Raw genomic sequence first — 20,689 nt, 5'->3', positions numbered from 1 at the left:
GCTCCGCGTGGTGTCGGCGCGGTGGCGCGGCACGTTGTTCATACAGCTTCCTCGAGGATGATATCGGCGATGCGCTCTGCGGCATCGACCTTGGCCAGCGCACGTGCGGCTTTCGCCATCTGCATGCGGCGGGCGGGATTTTCGGATAGTTCACGCAACAGTGACGTGATGCCGGTCACCAGCGCGTCGCCCTGCTTCAACAGCACGGCGGCATCGCGCTCGACCAGGTACTCGGCATTGCGGGTCTGGTGGTCGTCGACGGCGGCCGGGAACGGCACCAGCACGCTGCCCACGCCGACCGCGCACAGCTCGGCCAGGGTGGAAGCACCGGAACGGCAGACCACCACGTCCGCCCATGCGAAGGCGTCGGCCATGTCGGCGATGAAGGGGGTGATCTCTGCCTCGACAGCCGCCTTGGCGTACGCATCCACGGCTTCGCCGTGCATCTTTTCACCGCTCTGGTGACGCACCGTCACCGGGTGCGCTGCACCCAGCGCGGCGATCGCCTGCGGCACGCCGGTGTTGAGTGCGCGCGCGCCCTGGCTGCCGCCCACCACCAGCACGCGCAGCGGACCGCTGCGGCCGGCGAAGCGCTGTTCGGGCGGCGCGATGGCGGCGATCTCGGCACGCACCGGGTTGCCAACGGCTTCTTCGCGGGCGGCGAAGCTGCCGGGAAAACCGGTCAGCACGCGCTGCGCGAAGCGCGACAGGAAGCGGTTGGTCATGCCGGGGGCACGGTTCTGTTCGTGTACCAGCAATGGCAGGCCATGCAGGCGCGCGGCCAGCCCGCCGGGTCCGGAGGCATAACCGCCGAATGCAATCACCGCGCGCGGATGGCGGTCACGCAGGATGAAGCCAGCCTGGCGGATCGCGCGCAGCAGTCGCCACGGCGCGCCCAGCAGGGCCAGCTTGCCCTTGCCGCGCAGGCCGGCGATGTCCAGCGTGTCGATCGGCACGTCATGCTGCGGCACCAGGCGCGTTTCCATCTGACCCACGGCGCCCAGCCAAGTCACCGGGATGCCGCGTTCGCGCAGCACGCGGGCCACGGCCAGGCCCGGGAAGATGTGGCCGCCGGTGCCACCGGCCAGGATCATCACCGGGCGATCGGCAGAAGCGCGCGCGCTCATGACAGCCTCCCGAAGGTCGGCTCGATGCGCGTCTGCAGGCGGCTGGTGCCACGCGGAGCGGTGTCCTGCGCCGGTGCGTCCGCGCTCGTCTGCTGGCGGCTGGCGACGTTGGCCACGCGTCCGGGAACGGCGGCGGGCGCGGCGCCGGCCGGTGCGCGCACCACGTCCTCGCTGGCATCGTCTCCACCGCCCATGCGCACCGCGTGGCGGCGCTCGGCGCGGTCCAGTTCATAGGACACGCGCAGCAGCAGGCCCATCGCCACGCAGGTCATCAGCACGCTGGAACCGCCCGACGAGATCAACGGCAGGGTCAGGCCCTTGGTCGGCAGGATGCCCAGGTTGACGCCGATCGACACGAAGCTCTGCATGCTGATCCACAGCCCGATACCGAAGGCGATGTAGCCGGAGAAGTGGCGCTTCATTTCCACGCAGCGCATGCCCAGCCACATCGTGCGCCCCACCAGCAGCGCATACAGCGCCACGATCAGGCAGGTGCCGATGAAACCGAGCTCTTCGGCGGTCACCGAGAAGATGAAGTCCGTATGGGCTTCAGGCAGGTAGTACAGCTTCTGCACCGAATTGCCCAGGCCGACGCCGGTCCATTCGCCGCGGCCCACGGCCATCAGCGCGTTGGACAGCTGGTAGCCGTCGCCCTGCTGGTCGGCCCACGGATCCAGGAACGAGGTGATGCGGCGCATGCGGTAGGGTTCGAAGATCGCCAGCGCGGTCATGCCGATCATGCCGAAGATGATCGGCATGGACATGCGCGGCATGTTGACCCCACCCAGCACCAGCATGCCGGCGGTGATCGCCAGCAGCAGGGTGGACGAACCGAAATCGGGCTGCAGCAGCATCAGCACCACCAGCGCGCCGGCCACGCCGAGCGGCTTGAGCATCGCCGGCCACGTGGCGTTGACCTCATCGCGGAAGCGCACCAAGTAGCTGGACAGCCACACGATGTACAACACCTTGACCGCTTCGACGGTCTGGAATTTGGAGACGCCGAGATTGATCCAGCGTCGGGCACCGTTGACGCTGCTGCCGAGGCCGGGGATGAACACCACGATCAGCAGCGCGAAGCAGCCCAGCAGCAGCAGCTGGTTGTACTGCTCGATGGTTTTCAGTTCGGTGCGCATGGCCAGCCCGGCCAGCACGATGCCCACCGCCAGGAAGATCAGGTGGCGGTTGAGGTAGTAGAACGGGCTGCTCATCAGCGCGATCGAACTGGACGCGACCATCACCACGCCCAGCCCGGTCAGCGCGATGATCGCGCCGAGCAGCCACTTGTCGAAGTGGCCTCCGATGGCTTCAAGGCGTGTTGCCTGTCGCGACAGGTCATTCATCAGCGCACCTTCAACGTGGCCAGGCCGACCAGCACCAGCACCACCGAGATGATCCAGAAGCGCACGATCACGCGCGGCTCCGGCCAGCCCTTCAGTTCGAAGTGGTGGTGGATGGGGGCCATGCGGAACACCCGCTTGCCGGTGAGCTTGAACGAGGCGACCTGGATCATCACCGACAGCGTCTCGACCACGAACACGCCGCCCATGATCACCAGCACCAGTTCCTGGCGCACGATCACCGCGATGGTGCCCAGCACCGCACCCAGCGCCAGCGCGCCGATGTCACCCATGAACACCATGGCCGGATAGGTGTTGAACCACAGGAAGCCCAGACCGGCACCGGCGATCGCCGCGCAGATGATCACCAGCTCGCCCGCACCCGGGATCTGCGGGATCTGCAGGTAGTTGGAGAACACCACGTTGCCCGATGCGTAGGCGAACACGCCCAGCGCGCACGCCACCAGCACGGTCGGCATGATCGCCAGGCCATCCAGGCCGTCGGTCAGGTTGACCGCGTTGGAAAAGCCGACGATCCAGAAGTAGGCGATGGCCACGAAGCTGATGCCGGCCAGCGGCAGCGCCACTGACTTGAACATCGGGATGTAGAAGGTGAGCGCGGACGGCACGTCGGCGGTGAAGTACAGGAACAGGCCCGCGGCCAGGCCGAAGATCGACTGCAGCAGGTATTTGTAGCGCGACTTCAGGCCGTTCGGGTCGCGGCGCACGATCTTGATCCAGTCGTCGTACCAGCCGATGGCACCGAAGCAGATCATCACCGCCAGCACCAGCCACACGTAGCGGTTGCTCAGGTCGGCCCAGGCCAGCACCGCCAGGGTGACGGTGAGCAGGATCAGCGAGCCGCCCATGGTCGGCGTGCCGGCCTTGGCGAAGTGGGTCTGCGGGCCATCGGTGCGGATCGGCTGGCCGCCCTTGAACTGGGCCAGCCGGCGGATAACCGCAGGGCCCATCCACAGCGACAGGAACAGCGCCGTCAGCGCCGCCAGGATGGCGCGGAACGTCTGGTAGTTGAACAGCCCGAACGAGCTCTCCAGCTGCTGCAACCATCGAGCCAGTTCATACAACATGGGGGGCTTCCTCTCCTTGCGCGAGCAGCGCTTTCACGATCTTGTCCATGGCGCTGCCACGGGATCCCTTGACCAGGCAGCGCACGCCGGCCTGCAGGTCGTCCTGCAGCGCGCGCGCCAGGGCGTCATGGGTTTCGAAATGTCGTCCACCGTCGCCGAATGCAGCCGACGCGGCAGCGCTGAGCGGACCCAGCGTATACAGGCGCTTGATGCCGCCCTGGCGCGCGCGCTGGCCGGCCTGCGCATGCAGTGCCACCGCGTCCGGACCGAGTTCGCGCATGTCGCCCAGCACCAGCCAGCCGTCCTGGCCGCTGCCGGCAAGGGCATCGATGGCCGCCGCCAGCGAGCCGGGGTTGGCGTTGTAGCTGTCATCCACCAGCACCGCGCCATTGGGCAGGCGATGGGCGATCTGGCGGCCCGGCACCGGTTCGGTGACCGCCAGCGCGGCCACGATCTGCTGCAGCGGGATACCCGCCGCCAGCGCCAGCGCGGTGGCTGCCAGCGCATTGCCGATGTTGTGGCGGCCCGGCAACGGCAGCGATACCGATGCCTCGCCGGCCGGCGTGTGCAGCACGAAGTGGCTGCCCGCGGCGTCGAAGCGGATCGCCGATGCGCTCACGTCCGCGCTGTGGTCCAGGCCGAAACGCAGCACGCCGCAACGCGGCGGGGTACCGATGAAATGCTGTTCGAACCACGGCGCGAAGGCGTCGTCGGCGTTGATCACCGCTACGCCATCGGCCGGCAGCGCGGCGTAGATCGCACCCTTGGTGCTGGCCACGCCCTGCAGGCTGCCCATCCGCTCCAGGTGCGCGGCGGCGATGTTGTTCACCAGCGACCAGCGCGGACGCACGATGTCGGTCAGGTAGGCGATGTCGCCGGGCTTGCCGGCGCCCATTTCATAGACAGCGAAGTCCGCATCTTCCGGCGCGGCGATCACCGCCAGCGGCAGGCCGATTTCGTTGTTGAAGTTGCCCGGATTGGCATACACCACCTTGTGCGCGGCCTGCGCATGCTGGCGCAGGATATCCAGCAGCAGGGTCTTCACGCTGGTCTTGCCGTTGCTGCCGGTGATGGCGAACACGCCGGCACTGCGATCGCGCTGCATGCCGGCGGCGATGCGGGCCAGCGCCAGCTCGCTGTCGGCGACCAGCACCTGCGGCAGGTTCAGCGGCAGCAGGCGCTCGACCAGCAGCGCACTCGCACCGCGCGCCTGCGCATCGGTGCCGAAATCATGCCCGTCGAAGCGCTCGCCGCGCAGCGCCACGTACAGGCTGCCGGAGCTCATCTGGCGGGTGTCGTTGCTGATGGCATCGATGGCGACGTCGTCGCCATGGATTTCGCCACCGGCCCAATGCGCGATCAGCGAAAGCAGGGTGCGCCTCATGCCACGCCCTCCACGTGCGCACGTGACGCCAGCGCTGCCGCGGCCACGTCGGTGTCATCGAAGGCGTGGCGGATGCCGTTGATCTCCTGGTAGGGCTCATGGCCCTTGCCGGCGATCAGCACGATATCGCCGTCGCCTGCCGCGGCAACGGCCGCCGCGATGGCGAGCGCGCGGTCGCGCTGCACGTGCACCGCCGAAAGATCACTGAAACCGGCCAGGATGTCGGCCACGATGCGGTCACCGTCTTCACCGCGCGGGTTGTCGTCGGTCACCGTCACCCGGTCGGCGAGGCGTTCGGCGATCGCCGCCATCTGCGGGCGCTTGCCGGCATCACGCTCGCCGCCACAACCGAACACGCAGGCCAACTGGCCGGCGACATGGCCGCGCAGGCTGGACAACGCCTGTTCCAGGGCGTCCGGGGTATGCGCGTAATCGATGACCACGGTGGGCTCGCCCGCCGCGCCGCCGAGGCGGTTCATCCGCCCATGGATCGGCTGCAGCTGGCCCAGCACCGCCGCGATGGTGGCCAGCGGATGGCTCAGCGCATGCAGGGTGCCTGCCACGGCCAGCAGGTTGTCCACGTTGAAGCGACCGAGCAGCGGCGAGCGCACCTCTGCGGTGTCGGCCGCGATCTGCAGGGTGAACGCCAGGCCCTGCCCGTCCAGCACGATGTCGCGCGCGCGTACGGCAGCGCCGGCGGCATCGCGCGAACTCACGCCGATCGCCTGCTGGCCTGCCGGCAGGCGCGCATGCAGCACGCGGCCGAAGGCATCGTCGAGGTTCACCACCGATGCACGCAGGCCCGGGCGGTGGAACAACCGCTCCTTCGCCGCGCCGTAGGTGTCCATGTCGCCGTGGTAATCGAGGTGGTCGCGGGTGAGGTTGGTGAACACCGCCACGTCGTAGTGCACGGCATCGACGCGGCCCTGGTCCAGCGCGTGCGAGCTGACTTCCATCGCCACCGCCTGCGCGCCGGCGTCACGCAGCTCGGCCAGCAGCGCATGCATCTGCAGCACCAGCGGGGTGGTGAAGCCGGTCGGCTGCACAGCGCCGAACAGCCCGGCGCCAAGCGTGCCGATGCTGCCGCTGCGGGTGCCCAGTAGGTGCCAGGCCTGGGCCAGCAGCTGCACGGTGGAGGTCTTGCCGTTGGTGCCGGTCACCCCGACCATGCGCATCGCGCGCGATGGCGCGCCATGGAACTGGTCGGCCATCGCGCCCATGCGCGCGCGCAGCCCGGGCACGGCGATGGCATCGGCCGGTGCGGGCAGCTCCTGCGGCGCAGGGGGTTCGAACAGGATCGCCGACGCACCGGCGCCACGCGCCTGGTCGACGAAACCAAGGCCATGCGCGCCGAAGCCGGCGATGGCCACGAACGCATCGCCGGCACGCACCGCGCGGCTGTCCATCACCAGGCCGGTGATGGTCACCTCGCGGCCGCCCAGGGCGACATCGGGAAGCAGGGTCGAAAGCAGCATGCTACGGCTCATTGCGTGCCTCCCGTCGGTGCGGGGGCAGGCGCGGGGGCCTGCGCGGCGGTCGGCAGCGCGGCGTCGAATTCAGCAGCGGCATCGGCCGGCAACACCACGTCGGCCGGCGGCGTCGGCAGCACCGAGGCCGAATGCCCGGTCTTGCCCGACTGCTGCGCGGTCAACCAGGACTGGATGTCATCCGGCGGCACGTCCATCAGGCGCAGCGCGCCGTCCATGACGTTGTGGAACACCGGCGCCGACACCAGGCCGCCGTAATACTTGCCCGCCTGCGGATCATTGATGACGATCACCGTGGCGAAGCGCGGGTTGCTGGCCGGCACCACGCCGGCGAACAGCGCGTTGTAATGGCCGCGTTCGTAACCGCCGGGGCCGGCCTTGCGTGCGGTACCGGTCTTGCCGGCCACGTGGTAACCCAGCACCGCCGCCTGCTTGGCGCCGCCCTGGGTGACCACGGTTTCCATCATCGCCACCACTTCCTTGGCGACTTCCGAATCGACCACCTGGCGCGCTTCGTTGTGCTGGCCCTTGACGAAGGTCGGCGGGATCAGCTTGCCGCCGTTGCCCAGCGCCGAGTACGCCGTGGCGATCTGCAGCGGGGTCACCGAAAGGCCGTAGCCGTAGGACATGGTGGTCTTGGACGAACCACTCCAGCGCGCCGGGCGCGGCAGCACGCCACCGGATTCACCGGGGAAGCCGCTGCCGGGACGGCTGCCGTAGCCGAAGTTGTGCACCGAATCGTAGAACACCTGGTCGGTCATCTTGGCCACGACCTTGGCCGCGCCGACGTTCGAACTGCGGGTGATCACGCCGGTGACGTTGAGCACGCCGTTGTTACGCGGCACGTCGCGGATGGTGTACCGCCCCAGCGACATGTAGCCGGGGTTGGTGTCGATGATGGTGTCCTTGGTGACCACGCCGGCCTGCAGCGCGGACGCGATCGTCAGCGGCTTCATCGTCGAGCCCGGCTCGACCAGATCGGTCACCGCGCGGTTGCGCCGCGTGTCCGGCACCGCGCCATCCAGCGAGTTCGGGTTGTAGGTGGGCAGATTGACCATCGCCAGCACTTCGCCGGTGGCCACGTCCATGATCACGATCGAACCGCCCGCCGCCTTGTTGGCAACCAGCGCATTGCGCAGTTCGCGGTAGGCCAGGAACTGGATCCGGCGATCGATGCTCAGGGTCAGGTCCTTGCCCGGCGTGGCGGCGCGCAGCAGGTCGCTTTCCACCGTTTCGCCCTTGCGGTTGCGGATCACCCGCTTGGCACCGGCTTCGCCGCGCAGCCATTCGTCGAAGGCCAGCTCCAGTCCTTCCTGGCCGCGGTCGTCGATGTTGGTGAAGCCGAGCACGTGCGCCATCGCTTCGCCCTGCGGGTAGAAGCGGCGGAACTCGCGCTGCGCGGCAACGCCGGGAATCTTCAGCGCGACCACTTTTTCCGCATCGTCCGGGTTGATGCGCCGACGCAGGTACATGAACTCCTTATCCGCCTTCTGGCTCAGGCGGCTGCTCAGGTCGTCCACCGAAAGGCCCAGCGCGGTCGCCAGCTCCGGAATGCGATCCGGCGTGCGCAGCAGTTCCTGCGGGTTGACCCAGATCGAAGCGACCGGGGTGGAGACCGCCACCGGCTCGCCGTTGCGGTCGGTGATCATCCCGCGCGAGGTCTTGATCGGCAGCTCGCGCAGGTAGCGCGCCTCGCCCTGGCGCTGGTAGAAATCACTGTTGATCAACTGCACGTACGCGGCACGACCAACCAGCGACACCGAACACAGGCCGAGCGCCAGCGCCACCCAGCGCAGGCGCTGGCGCAGGTTGAAGGCGTTGCGGGGACGGTTGCGGCCGGTCTTGTTCATGGACGGACCACCACCACGTCGGCGGCTTCCGGGAACTTCATGCCGAGTTTTTCACGCGCCACCTGGTCGACCCGGTTGGCCTCGGCCAGGGTCGCCTGTTCCAGCTGCAACCGGCCGAATTCGATGTTCAGCTCATCGCGCACGCGCTCGGCGCGGGCCAGTTCGATGAAGGTCTGGCGATGGCGATGGCGCACGAACACCACCCCGATCGCCGAAGCGACCGTGCAGGCCAGCAGCACGATCAGGATCAACCGGCTCATCCGGCGACCTCACGCTTCTGCGCCACGCGCAGCACCGCACTGCGGGCGCGCGGGTTGCCGGACAGTTCGTCGTCGTTGGCCTTGATGGCACCGCCGATCAGGTCCAGCGTAGGCACGAACACCTGCTGTTCGGGCAGGCGACGATTGCTCGGAGGCGCTTTGGCCAACCGGTTCATGTACTGCTTGACGATGCGGTCTTCCAGCGAATGGAAGCTGATCACGGCCAGCCGGCCACCGGGCTTGAGCCGTTCCACCGCCGCATCCAGCCCGGCCTCGAGGTCGGCCAGTTCGCGGTTGATGTGGATGCGGATCGCCTGGAAGCTGCGGGTCGCGGGATGAATCTTGTCCTTGCCACGCGGCATCACCGAAGCGATGGCATCGGCCAGTTCGGCGGTGCGGGTGAAGGCCTGCTTCTGCCGGCGGGCGACCAGGGCCCGCGCGATGCGGCGGCTCTGGCGCTCTTCGCCATAGGTCCACAGCACGTCTGCGATTTCGGTGTCGTCGGCGCGCGCCAGCCACTGCGCCGCGCTTTCACCGCTGTCCGGGTCCATCCGCATGTCCAGCGGGCCGTCCTTGCCGAAGCTGAAACCGCGCTCGGCAACGTCCAGCTGCGGCGAAGACACCCCGAGGTCGAACAGCACCCCGTCCAGGCCGGCGGCGGTTGCGTCCCACTGCAGCAGTTGGGCGAAGCTCCCACGGAAAATCGACACGCGCGGGTCCGGCGCGAAGTCGCGCTCGGCCACCGCGATGGCGTCCGGGTCCTTGTCCATGACCAGCAGCCGGCCACCCGCGCCGAGCTGCTCCAGCACGCCACGCGCATGACCGCCGCGGCCGAACGTGCCGTCCAGGTAGGTTCCGTTTTCGATCACCCTCAGGCCGTCAAGGACCTGGGTGTACAGCACCGGCAGATGACCCGCCGGCGACTGCGACACCGGGAGGTGACCGGTCTGCGCTGCTCCGCGCACCCGGGCACCCCGGCTCACAATTTCAGGTCGAGAAGCCCATCGCCCAGATCCTCGTCAGACAACGTCTGCTGGATCAATGCGCGGTGTGCCTGCTCGCTCCACAGTTCAAATTTGTCACCCATGCCCAGCAATACCGCCTTTTTTTCGATGCCCACCGCGCCGCGGTGGCTGGCGGGGATGCTGATGCGGCCATTGCCGTCCAGCTCCAGATGTGCGGCCGAACCGACCAGTTTCTGCTGCAGCAGGCGTACTACCCGCTGCGTGTTCGGCTTGGCCATGACGTCGTCACGGACACGCTCCCACTCCGATTCGGCATACAGCCACAGGCAGCCGGATTCGAAGGGGTTGTAGGTCAGGACCAGGCGGTTGTTGCTCACGCGCGCGACCAGGTCGCGATGAACGGTTGGAACCGCCATGCGCCCTTTATCGTCAACTGTGATGGCCGTCTCGCCCTGAAACACGACGCGTGCACCTTTCCTTCAGCGTGATGAAACATTGAACCACGAAAAACCACAAAAGACCCGGTTTTCCCTCCGTTGCCCACCTTATCAGCGGTCAAAGGGTTGTCAACAACTTTTGGAACAGGAAATCGCCTGTCTCATCAATAGCTTGCAGCGATCTTTAGAGACTTGTTCAAGGCTTATCCACAAGTGGCTGTTTCGTCTCAAATTTTGAGATTTCGGCGAAGTTCAGGGGTGTGCAGAGGGCGTGAAACCGCCGCCTCGCATTCATTGATCGTGCGGATTGCGTAGCGGGCAACTGCGCAAACCAGCACAATGGAACGCATGTGCCTGCTTGCTTTGGCCTGGCTGCATCATCCGCACTGGCGCCTGGTGATGGCCGGCAACCGCGATGAGTTCCACGCCCGGCCGACCGCGCCGCTGTCACGCTGGGCCGACGCGCCGCAGGTGATGGGCGGTCGCGACCTGCGTTCAGGCGGTGGATGGACAGGCGTCGGTGCGGGCGCGCGGATGGCGGTGGTGACCAACGTGCGCGATCCGCTGGCCTCGCAGGCCGGGCCGTCGCGCGGTGCGCTGGTCGCCGATTACCTGCGCGGCAGCGCAGCGGCTGCCGTGCACGCCGACCGGCTGTCGCGCGTCGCCGCGACGTACGCCCCGTTCAATCTGCTGCTGGCAGACGCGCAGGCCCTGCACTTCCTCGGCAACCACCCAGCCGAACAGCAACAGCTGGCACCCGGCATCCACGGCCTTTCCAATGGGGCGCTCGACGCACCGTGGCCGAAGACGCGACGGCTGATGGACGCGCTGGGCACGTGGATCGATACCGGCACGTCGTCGCTGGAGCCCTTGTGGACGGCATTGGCCGATGAGCACCGGCCTGCCGATGCCGACCTCCCGGACACCGGGATCGGACTGGAACGGGAACGCTGGCTCAGCCCGGCCTTCATCCGCGGCGACGACTACGGCACCCGCGCCAGCACCCTGATCCTCATCGACCATGACGGCCGGGGTGCGATCCACGAACGACGGTTCGGGCCGCAGGGCGCGGCCACCGGCAGCGGGCACCTGCATTTCTGAACCGCAGGCCCGGGCAACGTCGTCCGCAGCGAACGCCGACAACTATCCACGCCCCTCCCACTCAACAGCCCCACCGCTACCGCGGATCATTGGTACCTGACAATCGTCCAGGACACTTCAGATGATCACGCGACGCCTCACCCTGCTGTCCGCTTCCCACCTGCTGGTCGCCTGCCTGGGCTTCGCACTGGGCGTTTACCTGCTGCCCATCCTGACCGCACCGCCCGATCCCCCGGCCGCAGCGGTCACCGAGATGATCGACGCGGCCAAATACCGCAGCAATTTCAGGCGCAACCTGCCGGGCAGCGACGCGCTGCATTGGGCCGAAGGAACCGTCGCCGTCAGTCCGGGACGGATCGCATTCGACGGCAAGATGGCGCCCGGACCGGATTACAAGGTCTACCTGACCCGAGAATACGTGGACACCATCGATGGCTTCCTGCGGATCAAGGACCAATCGCGTCGCGTAGGCGAAGCGAAGTCGTTCAAGCGGCTCTCGCTCGAGCTGCCCGCAGACGTCGACGTGGAGGACTACACGACCGTCGTCGTATGGTGCGAGACCTTCTCCAAATTCATTTCCGCGGCTCAGTACCGGCAGATGGCCGAGTCCGGACACGGCATGCAGGGACCGCGAGGGCCCCTGGAAGAAAGTGGCGGAGCCGGCCGATAAGCCGGGTTCTGTCGTGGACAGTCATTCCTCTAGGCGTTACGTCACCGCAACGCTCAAGCAACCTACCCGGACCCGACGCGGGCCGCGCCATGAGGTCCCTATTTGGTCTTGCTCCAGGTGGGGTTTGCCGTACCGGTCTGTTGCCAGACTCGCGGTGCGCTCTTACCGCACCATTTCACCCTTACCACGCGCCCGAAGGCCGTTCGGCGGTATCTCTCTGTTGCACTTTCCGTCGGCTTGCGCCGCCCAGGCGTTACCTGGCACCTTGCCCTGTGGAGCCCGGACTTTCCTCGGCATCCCGAAGGATGACGCGACTGTCTGGCCGACTCCGCCGCGTGCATTCTCCCATATCCGCCCGTTTCCGGGGGCGGCGATGATCAGCTGCCGTACAGCGCCTTGCGCGGGGCACCGGTCAGTTCGGCCGCCAGCTTGGCCGCAGTGGACGGCGGCAGGTGCTCGCTGAGCGTGGCGTAGACCCGACGGCCTTCGGCCAGCTGCGCCTGTTCGTCATCGGCCGCGCCCTGCACCATCACCACGAACTCGCCCTTGCGCTGGTTCTCGTCGGCGTCGACCTGCTGCTGCAGGCTGTGCAGGTCCCCGTCGAGCACGGTTTCGAACAGCTTGGTCAGCTCACGCGCCAGCACCGCCGGGCGCTCTCCGCCGAACACCGCGGCCATGTCGGCCAGCGACTCGGTGATGCGGTGCGAGGATTCGTAGAACACCATCGTGCGCAGTTCCCCGGCCAGGCCCTGCAGCCGATCACGACGGCCACTGGCCTTGGCCGGCAGGAAGCCTTCGAACGTGAAGCGATCACTGGGCAGGCCGGCCACGCTGAGTGCGGCGATCGCCGCGCACGCACCGGGAATCGGGCTGACCCGGATCCCGGCCTGGCGCGCCGCGCGCACCAGCCGGAAGCCTGGATCGCTGACCAGCGGGGTGCCGGCATCGCTGACCAGCGCCAGCGACTCGCCGGCCTGCAGGCGGGCCACGATGCGCTGCGCCAGCAGCTCTTCATTGTGGTCGTGCAGGGCCACCAGCGGCTGGGAGATGCCGAAATGCGACAGCAACTGGCCGGTACGCCGGGTGTCTTCGGCACAGATTGCCGCCACCGTGCGCAGCACCTCCTGCCCGCGCGGGCTCAGGTCGGCAAGGTTGCCGATCGGGGTGGCGACGACATACAGCGTGGCAACGGTCATTTCAGCGGCACTCCAAGGTCAAGGGTAGAATCCTAGCGTGTACCCGGCCACGGCCGCTGCCCTTCCTGCATGGACCTGATCATGAACAAGCCTGTCGTCCGGATCTCCGCCCTGTCCTTGTCGCTGCTGCTGCTGGCTGGCTGCGCCACGACCAGCCTCACCAGCGCACCGGAGTCACCGGCCCAAGGGCAGGCCCTGCTGCTGATCGAACAGGGCCGGCCGCGCGATGCGGCGATGCAGCTGGAAAGCCTGGCAGGCACCCTGCGCGGCGCCGCACGCAGCAATGCGCTGGCCGACGCCGCGTTCGCCTGGCATGAAGCCGGCGATGCAACGCGCGCGCGCAGCCTGCTGTCCCAGCTGCAGCCGCGCCAGCTGTCCGCCGCCAGCCGCCAGCGCTACCTGCTGACCACCGCCGAGCTGGCACTGGCCGACAAGCAACCCGCGCAGGCGCTGGCCGCCCTGTCCGAACCGTCCACCGAGCTGTTGCCGGCACTGGCACCGCGCTGGCAGCTGGCCCGCGCCGCTGCCCTGCAGGCCACCGGGGACACCTTCGGTGCCGCGCAGGAACGCGCCCGCGCCAATGTGGGTCTTGCAGGCAAGCCGCGCACCGACAACCAGTCGGCGATCATCGGCCTGCTCGGCACGCTCGATGACGCGACCCTGCAGTCGCGCGCCGCCGCGCTGCCCGCCAATGACCCGCTGTACAACTTCGCCGGCCGTGCGTTGATCGCACGCGGCCTGCCGCTGCCGCGTCCGTTCGACCGCGATGCAGCCACCGCGCAGTTCGACACCAGCAAGCGCCCGCCGGCGATGAGCGATGGCTACCGGCCGCCGGTGAAGCTGGCCGTGCTGCTGCCGCTGACCGGCCGCCTGGCCACCGCCGCGCAGCCGGTGCGCGATGGCCTGCTGACCGGTTATTACGGCGAAACCCGGCGCAAGCCGGAGATTGATTTCATAGATACCGCCGGTACTGCGGCCGGCGCGCTGTCGGCATACGACCGGGCCGTGACCAGCGGTGCCGACTTCATCGTCGGCCCGCTGGGGCGCGACGAAGTGGATGCCGTCTACGGCCGCGCCCAGCTGCCGGTGCCGGTGCTGGCGCTGAACCGCGGCAAGGACGCACCGCCGGCCGGCAGCGCCGGCTTCTCGCTGGCGCCGGAAGACGACGGCGTGATGGCTGCCGAGTACCTGCGCGGCCGTGAGCGCGCCAAGGTGATCGTGCTGCACAGCGGTGACGACACCGGCCGCCGCACCGCCGCCGCGTTCGCCGAACGCTTCACCCAGCGCGGTGGCCAGGTGCTGGCCACGATCGGCGTGGCGGACACCGTGGGCGACATCAGCGCGCGTCTGCGCGCTGCCGGCCAGGCCGACGGCGTACTGCTGGCGGTACGCGCGCCGCAGGCCCGCCAACTGGCCCCACAGCTTGCCCTTGCCGGCGTCGGCGGCGGCACCCGCGTAGGCACTTCGCAGCTGACCGTGGGCAGCGGCAAGCCCGAAGAAGACGTGGCGCTGGACGGCATCATCTATCCGAACGAAGCCTGGAACGTGCGCGGCGTGGCCGGCCTGCCCAGCGCCGGCACCGCCGGCCAGATGCTGCCGAGCGCACGCGGTGCGGCCGGTCGCCTGTTCGCCTTCGGCTTCGATGCGTGGAAGATCAGCGCGTACATGGAATCGCTGGCCGCCCAGGGCGGACTGTCCGGCGCCACCGGCACCTTGTACCTGGACGGCGGTGGCAACATCCTGCGCGTGCCGGCGTGGTCGACCTTCAGCGGCGGGCGGCCGATGCCGATCGCCAGTGCCAACTGACAGGGCCCGGCGTGGCGCGGCGGTCGAAGCGGCCGCCGAGCGCCTGCTGTGCGAGGCCGGTCTGACGGTGCTGGACCGCAACGTGAACTTCCGCGGCGGTGAGCTGGACCGGGTAATGGACGACGGTGGCACCGTGGTGTTTGTCGAAGTGCGCTACCGCGCCCGCGCCGATTTCGGCGGCGCCGCCGCCTCGGTGGACACCCGCAAGCAGCAGCGGCTGGTGCTGGCCGCGCAGCTGTACCTGCAGGCGCACCCGGCGCTGTGCAACCAGCCGTGCCGCTTCGACGTGGTGCAGGCCAGCGGCGACCCGCCGCGCCTGCAGTGGCTGCGTGACGCGTTCCGGCTGGACGGCTGAGCGCATCCTCCCTTTGCTTCTGCTGGAATCAACATGAACACCGAACTGCCCGCCGCGCTGGTTGCCGAACTGTCCCTGCTGCTCGGTACGGATGGCTGGCGAACCGATGCCGCTGCACGGGATGCAAACGCGCAGGACAATTCCTGGCGCCGCCAGTTGCCGTTGGCGGTCGCGCTGCCGTCCACCCGCGAGCAGGTGCAGGCCATCGTCCGCGCCTGCCGCAGGCATCGGGTGGCCGTGGTCGCGCGCGGCGCAGGCACCGGCACCACCGGCGCCGCCGTCCCGCTGCAGGGCAGCGTGGTGCTGTCGCTGGCACGCATGGCACGGATCCTCGAGGTACGTGCGGGCGATCGCTGTGCAGTGGTGGAACCGGGGGTGCTCAACGGCGACCTGCAGCAGGTGCTTGCGCCGCACGGGCTGTTCTGGCCGCCGGACCCTTCCAGCGCCGACATCTGCAGCATCGGCGGCAACCTGGCCTGCAATGCCGGTGGGCCGCGCGCGGTGAAGTACGGCACCAGCCGCGACAACGTGCTCGGCCTGGTGGCGGTGACCGGTAGCGGTGATCTTATCCGCTGCGGCGGCGCCTACACCAAGGATGCCACCGGATACGACCTGACCCACCTGCTGGTAGGCAGTGAAGGCACGCTGGCGATCATCGTGGAGGCCACCCTGAAGCTGACCCCGCTGGCAGTCGCCCAAGCTGGCCTGCGGGTGCTGTACCGCGATGCCGATGCCGCCGCGCAGGCCGTATCGCGGGTGATGGGGCAGCCGGTGGTGCCGACGCGACTGGAGTTCATGGACGCGCGCAGCCTGGAGTTGCTGAGGCGCAATGGCGCCGATGTACCCGACGCCGGGGCCATGCTGCTGATCGAAGCCGACGGCGACCACGATACCTTGCCCTACCTGCTGCAGGCATTGGCCAACGCCGCCGAGGGCGAAGGCATGATCGCGCTGGACGTGGCGATGGAAGGCGCAGCGCGCGAGAAGCTCTGGGCGGCACGCAAGGCGCTGTCGCCGGCGCTGCGCAGCATCGCGCCGGGCAAGATCAACGAAGACGTGGTGGTGCCGGTATCGCGCATTCCGGAACTGGTCCGCGGCGTGCAGGCACTGGCCGCCGAGTTCGACCTGACCATCGTGACCTTCGGCCATGCCGGCAACGGCAACCTGCACGTGAACATCCTGTACCACCCCGACGACGCGGATGAAAACGCGCGCGCGCAGGCCGCCCTGCCGCGCATCTTCGCGCTGACGCTGGCGCTTGAAGGCACGCTGTCCGGCGAGCATGGGATCGGCCTGGCCAAGCGTGATTTCATGGCGCAGGCCTTCACCCCGGAGACCCTGGCAGCAATGCGCGCGATCAAGGCCGCGTTGGATCCGGACGGTATCCTCAATCCAGGCAAGGTGCTGCCCGGGCCGGACTGAACGCGCCCCGCGAGGCGAGGCACGGGGGGCCTGATCGCTTCAGGCATAGTCGGCGGTCAGCCGCGCCTCGCCGCGCAGTGCCGTCGGTGCGTATGTACTGCGCCTCCAGGCGGATCGTATTGTTACCGTCCTGCCGCGGGTCGTGATCCCACGGCACGCCGAATGCCACTGGCTGGCCGTCGCGCAGCACGCGCAGCTGTCCCCCCTTTACCGTGGCGCCTGCGGCCGGTACCAGCGCGCCGATGCGTGTGCTGGAACCCGTTGCCTCTTCCAACATCAGGCGCACGCTGCTTCCCGCCGAGGGGCAGCGCATGGCCACCTCCTGCAGGCGTGTCTCTGCCGTCGCGCCCGGCTGCCAGGACTGCGCCCCTGCTCATTTGTAATCCGCGGTGATGGTGATTTCGGTGCTGACCTCCCCCGGTGCCAAGCCCGACGCGGGTCCGGCGAGATGGTAGCCGCTGCGGATTTCCAGCTTGCCGGCATCCCCGCTGACCTGCACCGCAACGCTGTCGCCTTTTTTCAGATAGGTGGTGCCGGTGGTACCGGACAGCAGCGCAATGGTCACTCCCGCCGCAGGTGTCTTGCCCGCGGTGTTTTTCCACCGTTCTGCATCGCCATCAGCCGCCGTGCCGTCAAACCTCAGGGTTGCAGTGGATACGCCGACACAGTTCTTTAGTTCCAGCGCACTCGTCTTGATCGCATTGTCGCCCTGCTTCAACTCGTCTGCACGCAACGGGGCGAGTTGGATCGGCGCCGCAACCAGGGTGCAGGTGCCAGGGTTCACCCGGCCGGAAATGCTCAGTTTGGCGGTATCGGCATGACTGGAGGACGCGAAAACAAGCAGGCTGAGCGGCAGCAGTGCACAGGCGGTGGATCGAGCGAAACGATTCATGGGGAACTCCATTGTGGGTTGAAAGAAATCGAGGTCATCGCGCTGCGGAAGCGCTGGGGGTTGAAGTGTCCGTAGACGCGAAGGGCAGGCATTGCGCCGCATCCCACAGCAGTCCGTAGGCATCGGCGGTGGTGGGGATGCGGTACTGCAGACGGCAACGATGCGGTCCATGCGGATCCACGATCAGCACGCCGGCGTCCGACGCGCCGCGCAGCTGGATGACGCCACCCTGCCCTACTGCGCCCTTGGCGTGCCCGTGCTCATCGTGCAGCGCGGCGGCGAAGGGAAGCGGCTGGCCTGCGGCATCGGTCGCATCGATGAACAGCGTGCGGTCGGTACGCGTAGTGAACGTCACCCGCACGATGCTGCCTGCGGTCGGCGCGACGCGCTGCGCGGTCTGCTGCAGTTCAACGTCCAGTGGCAGATCGGCCGGCTCCAGCTCGATCCGGTTCCAGCGGTAAGGGCTGATATGCGGCAGCACCGCGAAGCCGTCGCGCGAGACGCGGATGCCATCCGCGCTGCCGACCCGTGCACCGCGTGCACCCTTGGCCTGGATCAACGCGAACCCATCGCTCACTGAGGGCCCCGCGGTGACACCGCCGGCATGGATGACCACACTACCCGCTACCCCCAGGTTGCCGCTGCGGCTGTCCCCCTGCTGGCTGTAACCGGCCGACAGCGTGCCAGCGCTGGTGCGGTAGGCCGCGTTGCTGCTGAAACTGCGCGCCTGCCCGCCCACGGCATGGGCAGATGCGCTGTAGTTGAGGTTGTGCGTTTCGCCGGCGGTTCCGCTCAGCCCCAGCTGCAGCCGTGAACTCCGCTGCGCGGGGTTCAGCAGGGCGTGCGCACGCGGTGCGCCGGCGCTGTTGCCCAGCGGCAGGCTGGCGGTGAGCGCATAGTGGGTCGTCTGCTGCGATTGTGCAGCCTGGTAGTGCATGACCGAAAGGCCATAGGTGAGGTGGCCGAACGAACCCTGGAAGCCAAGCTGCATATCACTGCGCGGACGTTCTTCGCTCCCGTAGGTGGAGCGCCCGCCGCTGAAGAACAGCGAGCCCCGTGACCCCAGCGGCTGCGACAGCGTCGCCTGGTAGCGCTGCCGCGGACGTGCACCCACGCCCCCCCGGTCGACATCCGCACGCGCTTTTTCCGCCAATGTCACAAAGCCGCTGCGGCTGTAGCGATGGGCCGTCATCGCCACATGGCTGCCGGTAGCGGCGATAGAGCGCTGATAGTTCAGGCGGATGCTGTTGCCGGCAACCGGCTCATGCCCAGGCCACGCCAGCCGTGACCGGGTCAGGTCCAGTCCCACTGCACCCAACGGTGTAGCGAACGCTGCACCCACCAGCGCCGCGATATAGTGATCGGCAAGCTGCGTGCCGGCGAGCAGGGTCAATGGATTGCTGATGCCGCGTGCGTAGGTAGCCTCTACGAAACGCCAGTGGTCTGCCCGACCTCCCGCTTCACGCAGCGTGCCGGCGGTCGCGCTGAGCCGCGTCGCGCCGGGTCGCAGCGCCTGCGCCGCCGCGGAAAATCCCACGCGGAACCGCTGCTCGCGTCCGTCGGCCTCGGTGACGGTGACCTGCAGGTCACCGCCGAAACTGGTCGGATAGAGATCGTCGATCAGGAACGGTCCCGGGGCGACGTGAACTTCATGGATCAACAGACCGTTCTGATGAATGCTGACCCGCGCGTTACTGTTGGCGACGCCCCGAACGGCTGGCGCATAGCCCCGAAGCGCGTCCGGCAGCATGCGTTCGTCGGTGGCGATGCGCACGCCGGTGAAGCCGACCGCAGCGAACAGTTCGCCGCCGGTGTGGGCCTGGCCGATCACCAGCTGGCTGTTCCAGGCAGGCAGGTCGCGCTGCAGTTCGGTGCCCAGCACGGCGTAGCGCGTGGAGGCGGCGTCCTGGCTGAGCGCGGCCCTGTGCCGCAGCCGCCAGGCGCCAGCATTCAGCCCGGTCCGCAGCGCCAGATAGCGTGCACTGCGACGCTGGCTGCGACTTTCACTGAAACTGTAATCGATGAATCCCGCGGTGATTCCCTGATCGCGCTGCCGCATCGGTACGTCACCGCGTCCGCTGGAGGCGAGCGCCGCCTGTGGAATACCGATGCGCAGCGCCAGCTCTGCCTGGTCCACGACGACGGTCGCGCCCTCGATCACCTGTCCCAACGGGCTGCACGCCTCGGGCTGCGCGATCAGTTTTTCCAGCTGATCAGCCTTCAATCCAAGACTCTCGAGGATGGACTGGCCTATGCAGGGTTCGCCGCTCTCGAACGCGATGTCAGCGGTCGCGTGCCTTTCCCCATTTATCACGACGTCGAGTGCGTGCACGCCGTCGGGAAATCGAGCTTGGTCAAGATAATGCTGTGTATCGATTGATTTCCCACCCAGCATGAATCCCGCGCTGAACTGCGGCGGGGGGACGGCTGCTGCGCTTACGGGGGAGCCGGCCAGCAACCACGCAACTGCGACGGCAAGTCGATTTAGCTGTTGAATTGGATCTACGCACTTGGTGGACATTACGTATCGGGCACGCAGCCCGTCGCGTTGGAAGGAGTGCGACGTTAGGAGCCCAGCCGCGTCCGCACCATCGGGAAAATTGTATTTTTTGCAGTGCACAAAACCATCAGATGGAGTAATGACCGAATACAGGTTTTCCCATGGCAACACGAATCAGCCGCGTCAACACTATGCGCATCGCGCTTTTCCGTTCGCCTTCGCGTATTCGTCCTGCAGATTCAAGAGAACCTTGTGACCCTTATTCAACGCCCCTTGCTCGGTTGCACCCTGCTCATCACCGGCATCCCCACCGCGCTCGCCGAGCGCCTGGAGATTACCGGTGAACTGACCCCTTCCACCTGCGTGGTGCAGGTGATCGACGGCACCGTCAGCGTGCGGATGGGAAAGGTCGATCTGGCTTCGGTAAATACCCTTGCACGCGCCGGCCAACAGAATTTCAGCCTCCATCTGGACTGCAGGGGATTGGGCGCAGCGCAGACGGTCGCGGTGCGCTTCAGCGGCGCCCCGCATGGCCTGACCGGCAACCTGGCGCTGACCCCGTCATCCACCGCGACCAACGTGGGCGTGGCGCTTTACGACGTCGATGGCCGGCACCAGAAAATAGACGCCTCACCCACGACCGCCGTCCTGATCGCGGCCAATGGACAGGGCCGCCTCGATTACAGCGCGTGGTATGCCGCGCCCTTCAGGAACGCCACCGCAGGCACCGCCAATGCGCAGGCCAGCGTGGTGGTCCTCTACCGATGAACCCTCCGACGTACCTGCCGCGATCCGCTACCGGCATCGCG

17 protein-coding genes, 1 other RNA gene and 1 pseudogene are annotated in these 20,689 nt (G+C 67.8%); 6 read left to right on the top strand and 13 right to left on the bottom strand.

All coding sequences use genetic code 11. The features are described from left to right. Positions 1-38: 38 nt before the first annotated feature. The 9 genes from murG to mraZ are packed head-to-tail and all read right to left on the bottom strand — an operon-like array spanning position 39 to position 9,962. Positions 39-1,127, bottom strand: a complete 1,089-nt coding sequence (gene murG, locus ABB28_RS06210; protein ID WP_057507810.1) for an undecaprenyldiphospho-muramoylpentapeptide beta-N-acetylglucosaminyltransferase — start codon at positions 1,125-1,127, stop codon at positions 39-41. Beyond that, positions 1,124-2,470 (bottom strand): putative lipid II flippase FtsW, encoded by a 1,347-nt coding sequence (gene ftsW, locus ABB28_RS06205; RefSeq protein WP_057507809.1) that lies wholly within the window; start codon positions 2,468-2,470, stop codon positions 1,124-1,126. The genes murG and ftsW overlap by 4 nt, the downstream gene beginning before the upstream one ends. Then, positions 2,470-3,555 (bottom strand): phospho-N-acetylmuramoyl-pentapeptide-transferase, encoded by a 1,086-nt coding sequence (gene mraY, locus ABB28_RS06200; RefSeq protein ID WP_057507808.1) that lies wholly within the window; start codon positions 3,553-3,555, stop codon positions 2,470-2,472. The genes ftsW and mraY overlap by 1 nt, the downstream gene beginning before the upstream one ends. Further along, positions 3,545-4,939 (bottom strand): UDP-N-acetylmuramoyl-tripeptide--D-alanyl-D-alanine ligase, encoded by a 1,395-nt coding sequence (locus ABB28_RS06195; RefSeq protein WP_057507807.1) that lies wholly within the window; start codon positions 4,937-4,939, stop codon positions 3,545-3,547. The genes mraY and ABB28_RS06195 overlap by 11 nt, the downstream gene beginning before the upstream one ends. Further along, the gene (locus ABB28_RS06190) at positions 4,936-6,426 is read right to left on the bottom strand and encodes a UDP-N-acetylmuramoyl-L-alanyl-D-glutamate--2,6-diaminopimelate ligase (RefSeq protein WP_057507806.1); all 1,491 of its coding nucleotides are present in this window, start codon (positions 6,424-6,426) and stop codon (positions 4,936-4,938) included. Before ABB28_RS06190 ends, ABB28_RS06195 begins: the two co-directional genes overlap by 4 nt. Next, entirely contained in the window at positions 6,423-8,276 is a 1,854-nt protein-coding gene (locus ABB28_RS06185; protein WP_057507805.1) for a peptidoglycan D,D-transpeptidase FtsI family protein, read from the bottom strand. Before ABB28_RS06185 ends, ABB28_RS06190 begins: the two co-directional genes overlap by 4 nt. Continuing rightward, complete coding sequence (gene ftsL / locus ABB28_RS06180; protein WP_042613642.1) at positions 8,273-8,536, bottom strand: cell division protein FtsL; 264 nt, start codon at positions 8,534-8,536, stop codon at positions 8,273-8,275. Before ftsL ends, ABB28_RS06185 begins: the two co-directional genes overlap by 4 nt. Continuing rightward, positions 8,533-9,501 carry a 16S rRNA (cytosine(1402)-N(4))-methyltransferase RsmH gene (gene rsmH, locus ABB28_RS06175; protein WP_057507804.1) on the bottom strand — a complete coding sequence of 323 codons (969 nt, stop codon included), beginning with the start codon at positions 9,499-9,501 and terminating at the stop codon, positions 8,533-8,535. The genes ftsL and rsmH overlap by 4 nt, the downstream gene beginning before the upstream one ends. Positions 9,502-9,515: 14 nt before the next feature. Further along, a complete protein-coding gene (gene mraZ / locus ABB28_RS06170; RefSeq protein ID WP_042613641.1) occupies positions 9,516-9,962 on the bottom strand; it encodes a division/cell wall cluster transcriptional repressor MraZ in 447 nt (148 codons plus the stop codon). A gap of 324 nt (positions 9,963-10,286) precedes the next feature. Between mraZ and ABB28_RS06165 the strand changes: the two genes are divergently transcribed. Continuing rightward, complete coding sequence (locus ABB28_RS06165; protein WP_057507843.1) at positions 10,287-11,039, top strand: NRDE family protein; 753 nt, start codon at positions 10,287-10,289, stop codon at positions 11,037-11,039. Between the two features lie 121 nt (positions 11,040-11,160). Beyond that, positions 11,161-11,619: pseudogene (locus tag ABB28_RS18360) on the top strand (DM13 domain-containing protein); the annotation flags it as partial. Positions 11,620-11,690: 71 nt separating this feature from the next. Here ABB28_RS18360 and rnpB read toward each other — a convergent pair. Together rnpB and rsmI are read right to left on the bottom strand one after the other, a co-directional pair. Continuing rightward, positions 11,691-12,039: RNase P RNA component class A (gene rnpB, locus ABB28_RS06395), an RNA gene on the bottom strand. Positions 12,040-12,086: 47 nt separating this feature from the next. Next, complete coding sequence (rsmI, locus tag ABB28_RS06155) at positions 12,087-12,905, bottom strand: 16S rRNA (cytidine(1402)-2'-O)-methyltransferase (protein ID WP_057507802.1); 819 nt, start codon at positions 12,903-12,905, stop codon at positions 12,087-12,089. A gap of 81 nt (positions 12,906-12,986) precedes the next feature. Between rsmI and ABB28_RS06150 the strand changes: the two genes are divergently transcribed. From ABB28_RS06150 to ABB28_RS06140, 3 genes are read left to right on the top strand one after another with little or no spacing between them, the layout of a single operon-like run. Continuing rightward, the gene (locus tag ABB28_RS06150; RefSeq protein WP_057507842.1) at positions 12,987-14,711 is read left to right on the top strand and encodes a penicillin-binding protein activator; all 1,725 of its coding nucleotides are present in this window, start codon (positions 12,987-12,989) and stop codon (positions 14,709-14,711) included. Then, entirely contained in the window at positions 14,701-15,066 is a 366-nt protein-coding gene (locus tag ABB28_RS06145) for a YraN family protein (RefSeq protein WP_057507801.1), read from the top strand. Before ABB28_RS06150 ends, ABB28_RS06145 begins: the two co-directional genes overlap by 11 nt. Positions 15,067-15,099: 33 nt before the next feature. Continuing rightward, positions 15,100-16,488 (top strand): FAD-binding oxidoreductase, encoded by a 1,389-nt coding sequence (locus ABB28_RS06140; protein ID WP_057507800.1) that lies wholly within the window; start codon positions 15,100-15,102, stop codon positions 16,486-16,488. A 373-nt stretch (positions 16,489-16,861) separates the two neighbouring features. On the opposite strand, the gene ABB28_RS06135 is transcribed toward ABB28_RS06140, so the two are convergent. Then, a complete protein-coding gene (locus ABB28_RS06135) occupies positions 16,862-17,380 on the bottom strand; it encodes a fimbrial protein (RefSeq protein ID WP_057507799.1) in 519 nt (172 codons plus the stop codon). Between the two features lie 34 nt (positions 17,381-17,414). Then, entirely contained in the window at positions 17,415-20,051 is a 2,637-nt protein-coding gene (locus ABB28_RS06130) for a fimbria/pilus outer membrane usher protein (RefSeq protein ID WP_152983409.1), read from the bottom strand. An 81-nt stretch (positions 20,052-20,132) separates the two neighbouring features. On the opposite strand from ABB28_RS06130, the gene ABB28_RS06125 reads away from it, so the two are divergent. Then, positions 20,133-20,648, top strand: coding sequence for a fimbrial protein (locus tag ABB28_RS06125; protein ID WP_057507797.1), 516 nt, complete (start codon positions 20,133-20,135; stop codon positions 20,646-20,648). The last annotated feature ends 41 nt before the right edge of the window (positions 20,649-20,689 follow it).

Source organism: Stenotrophomonas chelatiphaga (genome assembly GCF_001431535.1).
GTDB classification, from domain to species: domain Bacteria; phylum Pseudomonadota; class Gammaproteobacteria; order Xanthomonadales; family Xanthomonadaceae; genus Stenotrophomonas; species Stenotrophomonas chelatiphaga.
This window is presented reverse-complemented; position numbering and strand designations above follow the sequence as displayed.

Bases quoted from the DNA above. Each gene is read 5' to 3' on its own strand.
- murG (WP_057507810.1), bottom strand. From the start codon at position 1,127: ATGAGCGCGCGCGCTTCTGCCGATCGCCCGGTGATGATCCTGGCCGGT.
- ftsW (WP_057507809.1), bottom strand. From the start codon at position 2,470: ATGAATGACCTGTCGCGACAGGCAACACGCCTTGAAGCCATCGGAGGC.
- mraY (WP_057507808.1), bottom strand. From the start codon at position 3,555: ATGTTGTATGAACTGGCTCGATGGTTGCAGCAGCTGGAGAGCTCGTTC.
- ABB28_RS06195 (WP_057507807.1), bottom strand. From the start codon at position 4,939: ATGAGGCGCACCCTGCTTTCGCTGATCGCGCATTGGGCCGGTGGCGAA.
- ABB28_RS06190 (WP_057507806.1), bottom strand. From the start codon at position 6,426: ATGAGCCGTAGCATGCTGCTTTCGACCCTGCTTCCCGATGTCGCCCTG.
- ABB28_RS06185 (WP_057507805.1), bottom strand. From the start codon at position 8,276: ATGAACAAGACCGGCCGCAACCGTCCCCGCAACGCCTTCAACCTGCGC.
- ftsL (WP_042613642.1), bottom strand. From the start codon at position 8,536: ATGAGCCGGTTGATCCTGATCGTGCTGCTGGCCTGCACGGTCGCTTCG.
- ABB28_RS06165 (WP_057507843.1), top strand. From the start codon at position 10,287: ATGTGCCTGCTTGCTTTGGCCTGGCTGCATCATCCGCACTGGCGCCTG.
- rsmI (WP_057507802.1), bottom strand. From the start codon at position 12,905: ATGACCGTTGCCACGCTGTATGTCGTCGCCACCCCGATCGGCAACCTT.
- ABB28_RS06150 (WP_057507842.1), top strand. From the start codon at position 12,987: ATGAACAAGCCTGTCGTCCGGATCTCCGCCCTGTCCTTGTCGCTGCTG.
- ABB28_RS06140 (WP_057507800.1), top strand. From the start codon at position 15,100: ATGAACACCGAACTGCCCGCCGCGCTGGTTGCCGAACTGTCCCTGCTG.
- ABB28_RS06135 (WP_057507799.1), bottom strand. From the start codon at position 17,380: ATGAATCGTTTCGCTCGATCCACCGCCTGTGCACTGCTGCCGCTCAGC.